Source organism: Clostridium sp. CTA-6 (genome assembly GCF_054768115.1).
Window position 1 is genome coordinate 650,037 of the sequence record NZ_BAAAAU010000001.1, and the last position, 19,105, is coordinate 669,141.

General features: G+C 30.3%; 16 protein-coding genes. 3 read left to right on the plus strand and 13 right to left on the minus strand.

The genetic code is table 11. The features are described from left to right. The first annotated feature begins 55 nt into the window (after window positions 1-55). A complete protein-coding gene (gene pepI, locus ACYUDJ_RS02825) occupies window positions 56-937 on the plus strand; it encodes a proline iminopeptidase (RefSeq protein WP_003401983.1) in 882 nt (293 codons plus the stop codon). Between the two features lie 149 nt (window positions 938-1,086). On the opposite strand, the gene ACYUDJ_RS02830 is transcribed toward pepI, so the two are convergent. The 3 genes from ACYUDJ_RS02830 to ACYUDJ_RS02840 form a co-directional block, all read right to left on the minus strand. Beyond that, window positions 1,087-1,212 (minus strand): MetS family NSS transporter small subunit, encoded by a 126-nt coding sequence (locus tag ACYUDJ_RS02830; RefSeq protein WP_043032414.1) that lies wholly within the window; start codon window positions 1,210-1,212, stop codon window positions 1,087-1,089. A gap of 16 nt (window positions 1,213-1,228) precedes the next feature. Further along, window positions 1,229-2,722, minus strand: a complete 1,494-nt coding sequence (locus tag ACYUDJ_RS02835; protein ID WP_043031973.1) for a sodium-dependent transporter — start codon at window positions 2,720-2,722, stop codon at window positions 1,229-1,231. Window positions 2,723-3,126: 404 nt separating this feature from the next. Beyond that, on the minus strand, window positions 3,127-4,521 hold the full coding sequence (locus ACYUDJ_RS02840) for an aminotransferase-like domain-containing protein (RefSeq protein ID WP_043031974.1): 1,395 nt from the start codon (window positions 4,519-4,521) through the stop codon (window positions 3,127-3,129). Between the two features lie 117 nt (window positions 4,522-4,638). Here ACYUDJ_RS02840 and ACYUDJ_RS02845 point away from each other — a divergent pair, with 117 nt between their 5' ends. Further along, window positions 4,639-5,418 (plus strand): PhzF family phenazine biosynthesis protein, encoded by a 780-nt coding sequence (locus tag ACYUDJ_RS02845; RefSeq protein WP_043031975.1) that lies wholly within the window; start codon window positions 4,639-4,641, stop codon window positions 5,416-5,418. Window positions 5,419-5,437: 19 nt separating this feature from the next. Then, complete coding sequence (locus ACYUDJ_RS02850) at window positions 5,438-5,905, plus strand: RidA family protein (protein WP_043031976.1); 468 nt, start codon at window positions 5,438-5,440, stop codon at window positions 5,903-5,905. A gap of 207 nt (window positions 5,906-6,112) precedes the next feature. On the opposite strand, the gene ACYUDJ_RS02855 is transcribed toward ACYUDJ_RS02850, so the two are convergent. The 10 genes from ACYUDJ_RS02855 to ACYUDJ_RS02900 form a co-directional block, all read right to left on the minus strand. Further along, complete coding sequence (locus ACYUDJ_RS02855; RefSeq protein WP_003485549.1) at window positions 6,113-6,613, minus strand: nitroreductase family protein; 501 nt, start codon at window positions 6,611-6,613, stop codon at window positions 6,113-6,115. Between the two features lie 485 nt (window positions 6,614-7,098). After that, entirely contained in the window at window positions 7,099-7,842 is a 744-nt protein-coding gene (locus ACYUDJ_RS02860) for an ABC transporter permease (protein WP_043031977.1), read from the minus strand. Next, window positions 7,842-8,561 (minus strand): ABC transporter ATP-binding protein, encoded by a 720-nt coding sequence (locus ACYUDJ_RS02865; protein WP_043031978.1) that lies wholly within the window; start codon window positions 8,559-8,561, stop codon window positions 7,842-7,844. Before ACYUDJ_RS02865 ends, ACYUDJ_RS02860 begins: the two co-directional genes overlap by 1 nt. A gap of 62 nt (window positions 8,562-8,623) precedes the next feature. Beyond that, on the minus strand, window positions 8,624-9,388 hold the full coding sequence (locus ACYUDJ_RS02870; RefSeq protein WP_043031979.1) for a MerR family transcriptional regulator: 765 nt from the start codon (window positions 9,386-9,388) through the stop codon (window positions 8,624-8,626). Between the two features lie 103 nt (window positions 9,389-9,491). Then, window positions 9,492-10,781, minus strand: a complete 1,290-nt coding sequence (locus tag ACYUDJ_RS02875) for an esterase/lipase family protein (protein ID WP_043031980.1) — start codon at window positions 10,779-10,781, stop codon at window positions 9,492-9,494. A gap of 1,032 nt (window positions 10,782-11,813) precedes the next feature. Next, window positions 11,814-12,443: a VanZ family protein gene (locus ACYUDJ_RS02880; RefSeq protein WP_003485540.1), complete on the minus strand. Its 630-nt coding sequence runs from the start codon at window positions 12,441-12,443 to the stop codon at window positions 11,814-11,816. A 324-nt stretch (window positions 12,444-12,767) separates the two neighbouring features. Beyond that, the gene (locus ACYUDJ_RS02885; RefSeq protein ID WP_003485538.1) at window positions 12,768-14,159 is read right to left on the minus strand and encodes an RNA-guided endonuclease TnpB family protein; all 1,392 of its coding nucleotides are present in this window, start codon (window positions 14,157-14,159) and stop codon (window positions 12,768-12,770) included. A gap of 797 nt (window positions 14,160-14,956) precedes the next feature. Continuing rightward, complete coding sequence (locus ACYUDJ_RS02890; RefSeq protein WP_043031981.1) at window positions 14,957-16,138, minus strand: macrolide family glycosyltransferase; 1,182 nt, start codon at window positions 16,136-16,138, stop codon at window positions 14,957-14,959. Next, window positions 16,131-16,436, minus strand: coding sequence for an AbrB/MazE/SpoVT family DNA-binding domain-containing protein (locus tag ACYUDJ_RS02895; RefSeq protein WP_042384877.1), 306 nt, complete (start codon window positions 16,434-16,436; stop codon window positions 16,131-16,133). Before ACYUDJ_RS02895 ends, ACYUDJ_RS02890 begins: the two co-directional genes overlap by 8 nt. 812 nt (window positions 16,437-17,248) lie before the next feature. Continuing rightward, window positions 17,249-19,015, minus strand: coding sequence for a peptidase domain-containing ABC transporter (locus ACYUDJ_RS02900; protein ID WP_043031982.1), 1,767 nt, complete (start codon window positions 19,013-19,015; stop codon window positions 17,249-17,251). Window positions 19,016-19,105 lie beyond the last annotated feature (90 nt).

Sequence of the window (19,105 nt, forward strand, 5' to 3'; positions counted from 1 at the left end):
TATAAAACTTTTAACAACTAAAACTAATTACAAGATATAGATAAGGAGATTGATTATGAAAATTACTGAAGGTTATATGCCATATCTAGAATATAAAACTTATTATCGTATAGTAGGTGAATGTACAGGAAATAAAAAGCCATTGGTTTTATTACACGGCGGACCAGGTTCTACACATAATTATTTTGAAGTACTTGACAAAGTTGCAGAAGATGGACGTGCAGTTATTATGTATGACCAACTAGGATGCGGATTATCCTCAACACCTTCTCGTCCTGACTTATGGAATGCAAAAACTTGGATTGAAGAATTAATTCAATTACGTAAACACTTAGGCTTAGATGAAATTCACCTATTAGGACAATCATGGGGAGGAATGCAAGCAATTCAATACGCTTGTGAATACAAACCAGAAGGAATCAAGAGTTATATCTTATCCAGTACTTTACCAGCCGCTTCATTATGGGAAAAAGAACAACGTAGAAGAGTTGCATACCTTCCACAAGAAATGCAAGATGCCATTGCAAAAGCAGAAAAAGCTGGAGATTATTCTTCAAAAGAATATCAAGAGGCAGAAGCAGAATTCATGCTTCGTCACTGTGCAGGTGCAGTAGGACCAGATTCACCAGAATGCTTAAGACGTCCAAAAGTTGCTGGAACAGAAGCTTATGTAACTGCATGGGGTCAAAATGAATTTAGCCCATCTGGTACATTAAAAAACTTTGATTTTATGAAAGAAATTGAAGATATAAAGGAACCTTGTTTAATAACAAGCGGTTTACTTGATCTTTGTTCACCACTTGTTGCAAAAACAATGTATGATAAGATTCCTAATTCAGAATGGGAATTATTTGAATTCAGCCGTCATATGCCATTCGTAGAAGAAAATGAAAAATATATAGAAGTACTTAATAAATGGTTGAATAAAAATGACTAATATATAGTTTCCGTAAGATTTCTATTCCTGTGATATATTCTCACGCAAATTGCAGAGGGCCTGTCATTAAAATATGACAGACCCTCTTATTAAGTTCTTCTATAATAAAGCAGCTTATACTTTCATGTAAGACTCCAAATCCATTAATCTTAATTTTGTATTTCGCTCTTTTCTGAATAGTCATCTTTTTTCATTGAAATTATTATAGTAGTCAATAATCCTCCCCAAAGTACTGTTGCGCCTATGCCGAAGAATATCATTGCACTTAATGTCATTTTTATCACCACGCCTTTATTCATTTTTGAAATTAATATTATCTCTCCAAGGTTGTTTGCTTATTAAGATTGATCCAGTAATCCCTATTAAAATAGCTCCCCATCCATAAGCAATCAATGCCAGCGAATCATATCCACCATAAGGTGTACGCATTTCTGTAATAAAACTTTGAACTAGAATGAAAGTTAAAACAATTGGATTTATACATTTAATAATTATGTCCCACCATTTTCCTATTCTATAATAAGATACTGAATTTGTATGATCCCGAATGGTTTTAGGTTTTACAATCCATCCTACTAAAATAGTTTCTAGTAATCCAACTACAACTACTCCATAATTATTAATAAAGTTGTCCATAATATCTAATAGGTATAATCCTGCTCTAGTTGCAAAGGAGAGACTTATAATAAATCCAACTAACAAAATTCCTGTTACTACTCTTTTACGTTCCCATGCTGTTTTATCTATTATAGCTGAGGAGATTGCCTCAACTAAGGATACTGCTGATGTTAATCCTGCAAATATTAAGCAAGTAAAGAATAATACAGATAGTATGTTTCCCCATGCACCCATTACTGAAAATACTTTAGGAAATGCTATAAATGCAAGTCCTATACCACCAGATGCAACTTTATCAATAGATACTCCTTGATTGGTTGCCATGAATCCAAGTATTGCAAAAACCCCTATGGCAGATAAAAATTCAAAGCCACAGTTGGCAAAAGCAGTCATGAATGCACTATTATTTATATCTGTTTTTTTAGGAAGATAACTGGAATAAGTCATCATAATTCCTGTAGCTATGCTTAATGAAAAGAATACTTGTCCATATGCTGCAATCCAAACTTTAGGATCTCTAACTTTTTGCCAATCAGGTGTAAACAGTGTGTTTAAGCCTAAAGAAGCTCCTTCTAAAGTTACCCCCTTTATTACTATAATTATCATTATTATTAATAGAGTTGGTAATAATATTTTGCTTAATTTTTCAATTCCAGCTTTTATTCCTTTATAACATATAAACCAGTTAATTAACCAAACTAAAGTTATTCCTATTAGTATTGGAATAATTATACCTCTAAAATCAAAAGGTGATGATGATAATTTTAATACTTCATCATAAAAATAACTGTTAGTGTCATTTCCCCATACTTTATTAAAGCTTAATGTTAAGTACTTCATAGCCAAACTCAAAATCATTGAATAATAGGATAAAATTATAACTGCGCTAATTATAGGCCACCAACCAAGCCATTCCCATTTTTTATTTGCTCTTGCTATGGCTAGTGGTGTTGAACCTCTAAATTTATGTCCCATTCCATATTCAAGAATTAATAAAGGTATTCCTGCTGTGAATATAGCGAAAAAATATGGTATTAAGAAAGCTCCACCTCCATTTGAGTAAGCTACATAAGGAAATCTCCATATATTACCTAGTCCTACAGCAGAACCAATAGCTGCAAGTAGGAATCCTGCTTTTGTCCCCCATTGTTCTCTGGATTTTTTCATGTCTATTCCTCCTAAATTATTTATCTGAATTTTCCAAATATTGATATTTATAAATAAAAAAGCCCCACAGTTTATACTATGAGACTTTTTTACCTAGGATATTATAAAAGTCCCATAGTCTATCTATGGGCCCCCATTTATTTCAATACAAATAATTAGCCACCATAGATGCAAAACGCCTGTTTTGGCGATTGCATCTATAGTAGTATGTAACCTATATATGCAATCGCTATCTTAAGTTAGCTAATAAGAGTAGATTATTCAATTTTGAAACAGATATATTTATTTTAATATTCATAATAATCCCCCTCTTGGTAATTTTATGTTATAGTATCATACCATTCTAGTAATGTCAATAAAATCTTAAAAATAATATAAAAAAGATTACTCAATTAACTTCTTTATCAACTTTCTTTTGTCTGGAGTAAAAAATCATTAAGCATTCGAAGTCCCTTATCTAATTCTTGAGAGTCTGTCACAGAGGTTAGGGAAATGCGAATAAATTGCGCTGATTCATCTTTTCCAGTTAAGAATCGATAGGAATGGTATACGCGAATATCATGTTTTAAAGCATCCTGTTCAAATTGCTTTCCTTGATACTTTTGACACAGTGGAAGCCAGCGAAAAAAGCTTAGCGGATTTTCATGAGGATTTGTAATTTCAAAATATTGTTCATATAGTTCATTGCGTTCTTCAGCAATTTCTTTTTTCTGCCTAATAATTTTATCAGCAATTCCAGTGTTAATCAGTTCAGTTATGATCTCTGCATTTAGTGAGGAAGTTTTTATATTTATATTGTAAATACCTCTAGTAATTTTTTCAACAAACTGATTTGCGTAACCCATAAATCCCACTCTCATGCCAGAACTTAAGGCTTTTGATATACTTAGTATATAAATAAACTGTTCTGGAACAAAATGTGATATTGGTAAATAATCTTGTGGAGCAAGAAAAGAATAAATATCATCTTCCATTAGAATAAGTTTATGCTTCTTTATCACATCTGCAATTTCCTTTCTGCGCTTCATATCCATAATTACAGCAGTGGGATTACTACAAGAAGGATTTATGTATATTCCTTTTATATGATTTATACTACAAACAATATCTAATCGTTCTGGTATAATTCCTAATTCATCTGCTTCAATAGGTATTAATTGAATATTCAACATATTAGCTAATTCAATAAAATTAGGATAAGTATAAGTGTCCACTGCAATTTTATCACCAGGATTAAAAATAGAGATTAAGAGCAGCGTAATAGCATTTTGCCCTCCTGACGTTATAGCTATATTTTCAATAGATACGTCCATAGAAAAGCGCTGCATCCATTTTTTTGCAGCCATTCTGTGATAAGGACATCCTAAAGGATGTCTGTAATCCAATAGCTTTTCCAGATAATTTTTATTGGCAATGCTTTTAATAGTTTCTGCAACTAATATATTAGAGCAATCCAGTGGTTTTATAACACCCATCTCTATATAATTCTTATTTGCATCGTTGTCCGCTAGGAAAATAGCACTCCCAGCATTAGGAGAGACAAAGGTTCCACTTCCAATAACAGCAGAAATTAATCCTTTGGCTTCGCAGATTTTAAAGGCTCTTGTTATAGTACTTAGATTAATATCAAGGTAATCTGCCAGTTCTCTTTGAGGTGGAAGTTTTGTATTAGGTGCAAGATAGCCGTTAAGTATATCATATTCTAACAAACTAGCAATAGATAGGTATAATGGAGAACCTAATTGTCTTTTATCGGGTTTCCATGACATTGGATAATTTTCAAATGAATTTACAGGCATATGGAACCTCCTTAAAATAATTGTCTTGCATACAATTATATCATTGAGACCATACACTTACAATGATATACTTACTATCATAGTATGATTTTACATAAAAATAAGGAGGTTATTATTATGAAATATTATGTTGTTGATGCATTTGCAGAAAAGGTGTTTGAAGGAAATCCAGCTGGTGTATGCATCATGAAGGAATGGCTACCTGATGAAACCATGCAAAAAATTGCCATTGAAAATAATCTTTCTGAAACAGCATTCGCTGTAAAAGAGGGAGACAGCTATGGATTAAGATGGTTTACTCCTGGAAAAGAGGTTGATCTTTGTGGTCATGCTACTTTGGCAACAGCTTATGTAATTGCCAATTATTACGAAAAGAATGTAGACAAAATCAAATTTCAAACAATAAGTGGGGAGCTTATTGTTGTAAAAAAAGGTGATCTTTACGAAATGAATTTCCCAAGCAGAATGCCTGAACCATTTTCATTGACAGAGCAAATGATTGAAGCTCTTGGTGTGAATCCTTTAGAAGCCTATCTAGGAAGAGATTTAATGTTTGTGCTTGAAAATGAAGAAGATGTTCAAAAGGCATCACCTGATTTTTCTAAGCTAGAAAAACTTCCGGATGGTATGGGGGTTTTAATTACTGCCAAAGGTAAAAAGTACGATTTTGTTTCAAGATGTTTTTTTCCTAAGATTAAAGTTAATGAAGATCCTGTATGTGGTTCAGCACATTGTAATTTTATTCCTTATTGGGCAAAACGCCTTGGAAAAGATGAAATGGTAGCAAGACAACTTTCTAATCGTGGTGGAACATTATACTGCAAATATTGTGGAGACAGAGTAACTATCAGCGGCTCAGCTGCTTTGTATTCTATAGCTGATATTAAAATAAATTAGAAGAAGAGGTTTGCATATTATGAGAATAGAACAAAAAATTAAAGAATTAGGCATTAAACTTCCTGAACTATCTACTCCCAATGCAATGTATGTACCTGTAAAGCAGTTAGGAAATGCTCTATTTGTATCAGGACAGGCACCCCTTGTTAATGGAGAACCTGCTTATACAGTAAAAGTTGGTGAAGAAAGAACATTAGAGGAAGCAGAAAAGGCAGCTAAACTCTGCACTATCAATATGCTAACAGCAGTTAAGGAGTACCTTGGTGATTTAGATCGTGTTGTAAATGTAGTTAAAGTTCAAGCTTTTGTTAACAATACAGTTGGATTTACTCAGCAGCATATTGTTGTAAATGCAGCTTCTCAATTATTGTATGATGTGTTCGGCGATGCAGGACGTCATGCTCGTACAGCAGTTGGTACAAACCAGCTTCCACTGGATATTACTGTCGAAATTGAAGCTATTTTTGAAATCGAAACAAATAAATAATAATATATAAACAAATCACATCATGGATATAAGTTCCATGATGTGACCTGTTTTCATTCTATTAGTAATTAGTGAATATAATAGACTTGACTAATATACCTTATATCTGATCCAACCTAGCCATAATTGACATTGTTACAATACCTACAATAGTTGTGCCTGTAGTTTTTCCATATATTCACACCCCATAGAGATCCGGTGAACTCATTACCATCTATCATAATGTACTCTTTCTTTATTAGATCTATCTGCTGGCTCCTTTTTTTCATCTGGATATCCTATAGGTATTACAGATAAAGGAGTTATACCTTCTGGTAAATTTAGAATTTCTTTTATTCCATCTACTCTCTCTTTTATTGGATAAACACCTAACCATACTGCACCTAATCCTTTATCTTGTGCTTCTATTAATATGTTCTCTGTAGCTGCTGAACAATCTTGTATCCAAAAATCATCTACCAATTCTTTTGATTTATCTCCACAAACTACAATTGCAACATCTGCCTCTAATAACATCTTTGAATATTCATGCACCTTAGTTATCTTTTTCATAGTCTCTTTATCTCTTAAGACTATAAATTGCCAAGGTTGTTCATTTACAGCAGAAGGTGCTGCCATTCCTGCTCTTAATAATTCTTCAACAATATCATCACTTATCTTTTTATCCTTGTATTTTCTTATACTTCTTCTCTTTAATATAGCATTCATTTATAATTCCCCCTAATTCTTATTTTAAATACTTTATACTATTGTTATGTGAATTAAAATTACTAACAATTATATGATATTTTGTATTATAATACCAAAAATGTTTTATGTAAAGTATTTGCATATAATTTATATCTAAAATACTAAAAGAACAAAGACATATATTGCTAGAAAAACGGGTCACTTAATGGTAAAAATATAAGTATCATAATAATATAGGTTATTTGTTCACAATCCTCAGGACCCTTTACGAAATCTTAGTAGATCTTGCTTCAAAAACAGTAAGTTCCTAGATTATTTTATAGCATTATTATATTCAAAATAAAAACTAGCCTAATATTAATATACTAAGCTAGTATTACTTTAAAATAAGAATACTCCATTTAGGAATTGTATATATCTGTGTAGTAATAATAAAAAGTATTTCTATTTATCTTACATATGGTAAGGTATTTTTAAATAATCCATCATCATGTGATTTATCATTATTCCCATTTGAAAAATCGAATAGCTATACTAGTACATATTACCATAAGGGTAATCATCACAATGATTGGCGTCATTACACTATCTACAGTCAAGCCAAGTGAAGACGCTTTTAAAAGCTTTATTCCTTGCGTTAAGGGTAGTATATTGGAACACTTTTGAAGTGCCCTTGGCATAATTTCATAAGGCAGCGTTGCTCCTGAAAAAATCAACATAGGGAAATATAATATACTTGCTACAACACTTGCTGTCTTTAAATTTGGAGCAATTCCGCCCACCATAAGCCCCATACTAAACATAGAACCCATTACTAAGAAATAAGAAGCTAAAAACTGGATCCAAGAACCATTTAATCGAAAGCCAAAGAAAATTACTGCAGCAGCATAGACAAGTATAAGTGAAACAATAGCGTAAAATGCATAAATTACTACCTGCACTATTAAAATCATAGCTGGGCTTATAGGTGTTACTTTAAACCTTTTTAGAATTTTTTTATGACGATAATCGGATACCACCAATGGCAATCCCATGACACCACCTGCACATATTGCAATTGTAGTAATAGCTCCAAATGATTGCTCTAAAAAAGTATATTCCGCACCATTAAATGCTGATTTATCTCCATAGATTATACCAATAAGGATTGTTACCACTACTGGCATGCAAATTGCAAAAATAAACATATCCATTCCTCGCAGTGATAATTTCAGCTCTGTTTTCAACATTTTTCTAAATGCTTTCATTAATTATCTCCCCTCTCATCTGTATACCATAAATATGCTTCTTCAAATTTTTCATATGGACTTTTTGCAATTGCTTCCTGCACTGTTCCATAGAAAATGCTTTCTCCTTTTTTAAGAATACAAATCCTATCACACAATACTTCTACCTCATCCATAAAGTGTGAAGTTAAAAAGATAGTAAGTCCTTTCTTTTTTAAATCTAAAAGTCCTTTCCATACTTCTCTCCTTGCTCTAGTGTCAAGTCCTGTAGTCAGTTCATCTAAAAACACAACTTTTGGGTTAGGAATTAAAGCAAGTATAATAAATAGCCGTTGCTTTTGTCCCCCTGATAGCTCACTGACTTGACTTTTACATTTATCTGAAAGGCCAAACTGTTTTAGCAATTCTTCATAATCTGCTGGCTGTTTGTAAAGAGCTTGTGTAACTTCGCAAAGTTCTGCTACTGTTAGTTTGTCTTGATAGTTCGATTCTTGAAATTGGACTCCAACTCTCTGATATAATTCCTTTCTCTGTGTTTGTGGATTCATTCCTAAAATAGAAATTGAGCCGCTATCAAATTTTTTCGTACCTAAAACACATTCAATGGTAGTACTTTTCCCTGCTCCATTAGCGCCAAGTAATCCAAATACTTCTCCACTTTTAACGGATATGCTAACCTTATTTACAGCTTGTATATTTCCGTATGATTTGCATAAGCCATGAATTTTAACTGTTTCCATGTCTAAAAACCTCCTATTTTTTTAATACATAAAAAAGAATAACACCAGAATAAAGTCTGGTGTTATACTGTAGGATTTATATTAAATTTTTCCTGCATGGCTTTTAGTTGACTTAAAACACAATTTGCATATAACTTTGCGTTACTTAGTGAAGTAAGAAGCTCATCACATACTGTTACAATATCTTCATCAGTTTTTGGGGTATCAATAACTTCTCGTATATCGATTTCTGAATTATTAGATAGCTCACTTACCATGCGCAAAATTGCTGCAAGAGAATAATTTGCACAACGTAAAGAACGTATTATCTTCAATAATTGAATATCACTTTTAGTGTATACCCGATATCCATTTTGTTTTCTTTTCACAGAAAATAACCCATTCATCTCCCAATTTCTTAACGTGTCTATGGTAATGTTCAAGTAATCTGCAGTTTGTTTTCTTGTGAAAGCTATATTATCTTCTGTCTCCTGTATACCAGAGAGTAATTTTTTTGTAATTTCTATTGCCTCTTCTGCATTTTTTTGTTCTATTTTGACTTGATCTATATAGTTGTTAGTAGATACAATTGCCTTTTGGAATTCACCTTGGGCAGATAATTTAATAATATTAATCATATTTTTCCTAAGACCACTTTGCAGCACCTCCACTTTAAGCGCTGTCCTAGCCAGCTTAAATTGTGCAATATGAAAATCTGAGAAAACTCGATATCCATTGGATAATCTTTGAGGTTTAGGTATCAATTCTAGTTTTTCATACAATCTCACTGTATTAGGATGTATACCTATTATCTTTGCTACCTGTGCTGTCTTATATCCATTTTTCATAACATTCTTACCTCCGTTTATCCCTATCATAATGCATATTTAAAGTCTGGTGTTTTAGTGTATAGTTTATTATTAATAATTTCTTGATATCAAATTTTATGAATTATTCAACAGGAAGTTTTGAAAGCATTTCTGCCACATTGAAATACATTTGTTCAATTCTGTTTCGATCATATTTCATTCCACAAACTTCAATATGATCTGTATTATCAAATTCACCAAGATAATTCCATGTACCCTTTACTGCAGTTCCGCTATAATCAACTATTTGGTCTGATGAACCGACCTTAGGATTTGTAGCTGATATTACACTCACAACGCCATCATTTCTCCACCAGCTTTTATCTATAGGAACTTCACCACTCTTATTGTTTGTATACCTCCCCATAAATATGGAGCTTTTTACAAGAATAGGATTCATATTTTTATTTGGCACTTGAAAATGAGTCAATCTATCTTCATGAGTATTTACACATGCAATTGAAAAATAATTGATATCACTTTGTGCCTTAACATAAGAATTAAATTCCTGAGCTCCTTCTGGCGACAAATCCCAAACACTTAAATCCTTTGTTTTCTTCCAAATTGCACTTTTAATTACTCTATTGTTGTAGGCTAAACGTGATTCACCAGGTTTTCTTTTAAGACCCCACTGATCTAATTGAAAATCGTAATTTAAGTCATCCAAATCAACCTTCTTGCCTTTTATTGCGGCAATAGCTGCAACAAATTGATGTGTAAGAGGCTCAATACCATATTTTATATGTGCTTCCTGACTTCCATCATGTGGAGTAGCAATAGATGTAATACTGGACACCCATGATTTTCCGCCAGTAAAAAGGGAATTGATACTTCCGTCTGTGGTAAATGCTAATTCATCAGGATCTCCATTTTCCAAAAGCTGTGCCAATAAACGGATTGTCTGTCCTCCCATACTGTGTCCAATTAGATGAATTTTTCTAGTATTTCCAGATGAATCTTTTGTTCCAATTTGTTTGTACACGCCTGGATAACTACGTCCGTATCTTGCATGTCCACATTTTTTAGAATGTGATTCACCATAATCAACTGTGCCGCCTACAATATATGTATACAGCTCACATGCCCTATCCCAGTTACTTGAAACAGGTCCGATAGATGGAGAATATACAGTATAACCCTTCTCGGTAAGCTTTTGAGTCAGACTTTCTTTACCTCCCCAGTAATAGAGACCGGCTCCTTCATTGCTTCCCCAACCAAAGCATCCATGTACCATAACTATGGGATAATCATTTCCAACTACTGTAGCATCACTGTTATCAGCAGCTTTTACAGTAGAAGTTGAGGTAAAACCAAAAACTATACAGATGATAATAATAGACGCCATAATCCTTTTAAAATAAGATCTTTTCATACCTATGCTCCTTTACATTATAAATTCTGTAGCCAGCAGCTAGGCTATAACTTATTTTGATTAAGTTAATAGTAACTTTTAATTGGAGTATCCTAATGTTAATTATTCTTAACAGGACATTAGAGAAGGTTAGTTCGTTCATTTTTTACAGAGCATTACATTAATTGTATTGTTACAAGAGCTTGTCCCATCGTCTTAAGTATCACATGCTGCTTACTCAGATGTTGCATCTCTAATGGTAGCCCACAATAAGGTATTTTCATTAGATAAAACCTGATTATATGATGCTTTAGTCAGTATTTTTGCTTAGGATATTCCTTTTCTGATTCATTAATCTTTTCTATAGAGAGGTAGTGATATCATCGAGAATAAGGTTACTAATAAACTTTTCCGCCTTTTTCTTTGACAACACTTTTAACCGCGTTATGATTGCCTTAAAATTCACCTCCTCTTCACATACAATGGCTAACTTTCTTTCTGCTAGTGCTTTATTGCTTCCATACAATACTTATATTTATTACCTAAATCCACAAATGACTGTTAGCTACAAAAAATCACTTATCTCTATAGAAAAGAAATAGCCTATAATTTTAGTAACTTATTCTTTTGCTTGTCCATATCGTAATTATGTTAAAATTATGGTATGGTTCACAGTATTTTATTAGTGGAGTTAATGTCTCCGTTATAGCATAACTGTTATATTACAGTCAATCTTATGTAGTGACTATGGTAAGCCTAAAATTCTAAATAGCCAAAAAAACCTTCCTTTTTTTGACTATTACAGTATTTTCCTATTTCTCCCAAGATAAAAAAGCGGAGAGCATCTAGCTTCTCCAGCTTTCTGTAAGCTTTTAGAAATTACTTCTGCATTTTTTTATAGGATATATCATATTACAAGCAAAGAAAAAGCCTTAGAAACATTGATAATACCAAGTCCCTAAGACTATACGTCCTACTCCCATTCGATTGTAGTCTGTCATTTATAATATATTGATTTTATTTTTTATCAAGTATTATTGATGGCGAAAAGCCCTAAATAGCAAATAAAAACATTCCCAAAAATGATAATACTAAATAAAAGATTGCTTCGTGTTTGATGACAACTGAAGATGATGTTATTTCATCTTTTTCGTTGCTATTTTTTTTCAAGATGATGTGAAAGAATGCTTTAAAGATGAAATATCCGATAATAGCTCCTAGGGTGTTCATAATTAAATCATCTGTCGTTGTGGTTCGACTTTGAGTGAACAATTGACTTAACTCAATACATAAGGATAACAAAAAGCCCGACAAGGCAACCTTTTTAATTGTTCGAAATTGTTTCCAAATCAATGGTAACAAAAATCCTAATGGTATCGTCATTATAATATTCAAAACATAGGGCATGATTACCTCAGAACTAGAAAATGGAACTAAATAAATTCGATCAAATTCAGATGTAGATGCGGTAACAAACCTTTGCACATCCCAGATTGTTCCTATACCTGTTACGCCATAAACAGCTCCCAGATACAATAAAAAAATAAATACCCATAGAAGATGCTTACGGGAAACTCCTCCTTCCCTCTTCTTAGCCCTTAGATAAAATCCTTTTTGAAATACAATACATAAAATACATATGCGAATAATGTTAATTAAATAATCAGTATGAGCAACATACATAATACATGTACGAATATAGGCAATTAAATATTTAATTATTAACACAATAGTCCTGGTTCTAAAAATGTATACAAATGTATTCAAATTAGATAATTCGCACTTATTCTATCTTATGATAGTTTTAAGTCTTGGATGTACCAGTTCATAAAGCTCGTTATAACTAACTGATTCCTAGTTACAACTCACTAAATTATCCTACAACCGTATTTTAAAATTTTATAATTTAAAGATTTATTTAACCCCTAGTTCTTCCAGTAAAATATATGCTTCATTTCTGAGGTACATATATTTGTGATTAAATATTCTTTTAATATCAATTCAAAATTAACTTACTTTTAATCTATTTTCTAATATCTCCTTAACTTTTTTATAATTTGTATATAAAGTAATGTCATTATCATATTTTCTATTTAGTATATTTTTACTTGCATTAATATCAGCGTGAAACTCACCACATTTAGGACAAGTAAATACATCACCATCTCTTTTACCAAAGCCGCCACAAACACTACATGCTTTACTTGTATAGGCTGGATTTATATAAGTATATTTAATACTATAAAAATCACATTTATACTCTAATCTTTCTCTTATATAACCTTTAATCCATCTTGATAATTTACGTTTTACATCTTTAAGATACTTGTCGTTCCAATTAACAAAATCTAAGTTTTCCAAAACTATTTCTTTCGGTTTTTCTTCTTTTATTAATTGATTCAGTGAATAGTTTATATAAGATTTTACTGTTTGGTCATGTTTTAATTTATTATGATTATATTTTACTTTTCCTAGATTGTTTTCTTTTATTTTATTAGCTTTCTCAATATTATCTTGTTCAATATATTGGTTATACAATGCCCAAAATCTATTTCTTTGAGTATTAACTTTATTTAATCTTTCAGTTTCCTTACTAAGATAATTATTAAGATTTTCTCCATAAAAATTTTCACTTGATACTGCAAATAAATATCTATAACCTTTATCTATTCCTATAATATTAGTACTTTTATTCTTTCTAGTTTTTATTTTTAAAGGACAATTTATAACTATTCTATTATCTATTATTTTAACTATCATTGTTCTATCATACTTATTGTTGTCAGTTAATTCTATAGATATTCTTTTACCTTTCTTTGTAGAAGTTATATTAATACAATCATTTTTGTAAGAATATAGTCCAGTATCTATAGAAAATGTTTTCCCTACTTTAGAATATGGTATATGTCCTTTATATTTTCTAGTATATCTTCTAATAAGATTATTTAGATATTTAAAATTTAAGTTTTTGTTTTCAAATATCTTAGGAATATCAAATTTTTGATTGGTTAATACTTTATGATAATAACTATTAAATTTAACAATATAATTTATATAATGTTTATCTTCATATGATAAATTCTCATTAACCTTAACCTGTTTTTTAATTTTATTCTTTATATTAGACCATTGAGAGTTAATATTTCCTATAGCTTCAGTTAATGCTAATTTCCAATAACGAGCAGGTAATTTCCATTGTTTTGCAAACTCTGATTTTACCCATTCATTTCTTATTTGTCTTTCCTTGTTTAATAATGGGATACTATTAATTCCGCTATATCTTGAATAAACATAATTCTTTACATTCTTATATTGATTAGCTATAAATTTTAATTCATCTAACATTTCTGTATCTAATTTATAAGAATATTGTTTAACATTTTTAATAATAGTTCCCATTATCTTTCACCTCATTTTTTCTAGTATCTTCTATAACTTGTTTATATATTAGTGTTCCCACATTATTAACACTTATTATTTATAACGCTATATTGATAAGGTGAATAAAATGACTATTAGTAATTACGTCTATAATTTAATAGTTAAAGATTTAGAAAAATAATTAATTCTTTAAGGTTTACTTTTAAAGTATAAGTATTTATAAAATTTTAAAATACGGTTGTTTAATTATCTAATCGACATCTGTATATATTTTTAGAGCGTTCAATATGGTTCGTTACTCCATACCAGTTCTCTTATGAACTTCTCATATTTTCATATGAGCACAGACTATATCACTTCCCTATTTTTAGGGAACTCCCCATTTTCCCACACTTGCAGGTACGAGATTCCTCTCTAGTCGTTGAGCCTTCCCCTATTCGGGGCTTGGTTGCTGATTACCCATTACTTTAGCACTTAGGATTTAACCTTATGCTATCCCAGTTATTTTTTCTACTTTCGTAACATTCACGTCTAGGTTTATTTCATCCTTACGTTTTAGTTAACTAGGCTTTAGGGACTTCCAGCAATTAAAGGAGTTTTGTATGATTTTAAATCATCACTCTACACTCTTTACGAATGTAGGGAGCTTTTGTTTTAAAAATATACTTTTGTCTATATTTATTTATATTTGAGTATATTTTTAACAACTAATTAGTTGCTCCTTGTTGTTGAATCAAAATTTAATTATTGGCATGATTATAATATCAACAAAAATTTAAGAATAAGTGAATACAATCTTAAGATTTTCTGAATGTTTATTTTGTAGTGCTTTCATTACAAACCTTCTCTATCTTATTTGCAGCTGCACTAGCTCCTCCAGCTTTCCGTAAGCTTTTAGAAATCACTTCTGCATTTCTTTTGTAGGATATATCATTTAATACTTGTAAAACAGTTTCTGGAATACTATTTACAGCATCTGACTTCAACCTTTTTCCAGCATTTAATTCTGCTACTCGATTTGCCACCATAGCTTGTTCACTGTGTAATGGAAATAAAACTGATGGTACACCAAAATATAAACTTTCGCTTATGCTGTTCATTCCACAATGAGTAATAAATACATCAGTTTGTTGTAAAACTTTTAATTGTTCAACTTTAGGATAAACCTTAAAATTATCTGGTAACTTACCCAAGCTAAAAATATCTGCCTTCTCTCCAACAGACATAATAACTTGACAATCCACATCACCTAATGCCTTAATGCAGTTTTCATAAAAATGTCTATTTTGATTCAGTACGGTCCCCAATGAAATGTAAATCAGCGGATATTTCTTTTTAATTTGTTCTACTTCTGGAACCCGGAAAGAAGGCCCTACAAAAGCATACTTATCCGAAAATGTTTCTACCATAGGCTGAAATTCTTTAGATGTATAAACAATTGTATCAGTATCATTGTCATTTTGGATAATACTTATAAAGTTTTTTACATTATAACCTTTTTCCCTGAGGAGCTTTATCTTTTTATTAATTCTTGGAATACCTATAAACATACGAAACATTTCTTTTAACCCCTGTTTTATTAGCTTTGCAGTATATTTATTCATTGCAAAAGTCGTAGTAGAGCAAATATATGGTACATTTAATTTTATTGCAAATAATTTTCCCCAAATACACATAGAATCTGATACTATACAATGTGGCTGAAATTCTTTAAGATCTCTACATACCTTTTCATCTAGACTCATAGTCATATCTGCTGCCATCTCTATAAGGGATGCAAAATCCTTTCCCACTTTCTTTTCTATATCCGGTGTAAGTTCTGGCAAATAGTTATCACATGGAATAAATTTTGCACCTGCAGTTTCAATCTTCTCCTGAAATTCATAAAATGAATAATACCAAACTTCATGACCACGTTTTACTAATTCATCTACTACTGCTATAGTAGGATTAGTGTGCCCATGAGCTGGGATACTAAAAAATACTATTTTACTCATCATGTTCTCCTTCAGACTCACTAAATTTTTTTATTTCTTTGGCAAAAATAAGTGAATCTTCTTCCGATTCTGATGGATAAATCTCCCGCGCTTTACCTGCAAAAATTGCATCAGCAATCTTAGAAAAAATCTCATACCGTTCAATTGCAATACCTTTTTTAGCATCTGCAAGCAAAATTAAAGTATCTCCTGAAGAAATATTAAACATATCTCTCACTTCCTTTGGAATAACAATCTGCCCCTTTGGACCTACCTTCACAGAACCCATATATTTATCTTCCGAAGCTTTTTTATTCATATTAATCTTCCTTTCAGTATTACTTGTTATACTAGTTATACTTAACATACTCTTATATGAATATTTTGTCAATATAACTAACTTTAATATTACTAAATAAAAATATACTATTGCAAAAAACTCCTAGACTATTGTTTAGGAGTTTTTTGCATATATTTGAAAACAAGTAACTAGAACCGTCCCTTTGATTTTTTTGCGATAAGGTGGAGTTTTTTAGCTAGGCATTTTCTGCTTTTTAAACTTTTCATGCATTTTAAGTCTTATATTTATAAATTGTATTCGCAATTTGTTCATGTCCTCCGGGTGGATTCCAAAAAATGACTATAGTGTCAACGAAGGTCGTTTTCTAGTTGCTACACAAATTTATCAATCACATAGTAGTCATTTTGTATTTACAAATCCTCTCTATTTTTTTTAAAAAACGACTAGGCTGTTAACATTCTAAAATTTGAACTTATTCTTTGCTTAAAACCCTTTGAGGGAACAAAATTCTCAAATGTATAAGTATTACTCTATCATATATTATATACATTCCTTTTTGCAGGATTCAAATAATCCAGTAATAAACAAAGCAGACGAAAAACTACACTTACAATTAACAAACTTATCTCAATAATCCCCGATGCATTCTACTGACCTATTCTACCATACGTCTTTTCTATATAAAATGAGTTAATTATTCCTTCCTTACAAAATAAAAAAAATATCCTTAGATATTTAAATACAACATAACTAAAGATATTCTACTGATTCAAGTTTTCTTAATTCTTCATCATTTATTAGCACTCAAATTTAATTTATTTATTACTCAATTACACTACATTATTGTTTAATTTTTCACTAATTTTATTTAATTGATTCCTATATAAGTCAATATAACTATCACATTCTGTAATTAATTTTTCATGATCCCCCATTCCAACAATTTCTCCATTATCCATAACTATTATATTAGAGCAATACAATATTGAACTTATACGATGTGCTACAGTTATTATTGTATATTTCCTTTTTAATTGATTTAATAGACTCATAATCTCTACTTCTGATTTACTATCTAAATCAGAAGTAATTTCATCTAAAATCATAATCTTGGGATTTCTTAATATTGCTCTTGCAATAGCTAATTTTTGTTTTTGTCCTCCTGATAAGATAACCCCATCCTTACCTAAGATAGTATTATATTTATCAGGTAAAGTATCTATAAAAGAGTGCAATCCTACTAGCTTACAGGCTTCTATTTTATAAGACTCTGACAAATTCTCATTGGAGAGAGATAGATTAAAATCTATTGTTCCTTGAAAAATATGAGGTTGCTGAGGAATATAACTTATTTTTTTCCTGAGCCAATCTATATCTATATCCCTTACATTATAATTATCAAATAAAATCTCTCCTTTGTAATCATCTAAAAAGTTTGATACAATATTTAATAATGTTGTTTTACCACACCCATTTCTACCAACTATAACATAGAAATCATTATTTTTTATATCTAAATTAATATTTTTTAATATTCCTAATTTAGAATAATAAGAAAAACTTAAATCAACAATCTCTATATTGCCACTTAACTCAGGACAAAACTTTGTTTTATACTGAGTTTCATCTGGTAAATTAGTTAATTCCTCTATCCTTTTTAAAGATACAAATATATTTTGGGTTTTTACGATAAATTTAGATATCTGAGATATAGAAAGAGTAACTCTTGAATTGAAAGAATTAAATGCTATTAAAGTCCCTACACTCAACGTTTTATTTATAATCATCCATGATGCTACTAATAAAATTAGCCATTCACCTGATGATGAAATTATAGAACTAATAAAATTTATTATAGTTGAAATGATTGTCTTTTTCCCTTCATTTTCTCTTATATCACTCAATATTTCTTTATATTTGTTTTTATATAATCCTTCCATTCCTAATGATTTTATCTCTTCAATAGCAGATAATGTTTCTTGAGTAATTGAGAAATAATTATCACCTAACAATTTTCCCTTTAAAATATATTTTCTCAATTTATTACTTAAAATTTTTGATAGAAGTACAGTTATAGGAAAAATTATTAAAGAAATTGTGGTTAAAGTTGGTGAAAGCCTAATTATTAAGTATAAACTTACAATTAATGTAACAATTGAAATAAATAAATTAATAAGGTCTTCTGTGATAAATTCAGCTAAACATACTGTATCTCTTTCTATCTTTGATAATATTTCTCCATTGCAAATCTTATCAAATTCTTTTTTCTTCAAGTATAATATTTTATCATAAATTTCACTTTTAAAATGTATAACTATATCTTGATTAATATAAGTATGTAATACTGTTTCAATTATACTTAGTATAGATGTAAATAGAAATATCAAAATAATTAAAATTATTGTATTTAATACTTTTTTAAAGTCACCAGCTATTGTATAATCTATCGAATGACCAAATAAATACATAGGAATTAGATTAACTAAATTACTTGTAGCTGTTGCAATATATAATAATATTATTCTAAACTTATGTTTTTTTAAATAAAACAATGTTTTTTCTTTTAATAATTTTTTTTCATCTATATTATAGTGCATACTTTCTCCTTCTTATTATTTAATATGAAGTATTACTTTTAAAAAGTAATACTTCAATATTAAATAATATTTATAAATTATAAGTCTATT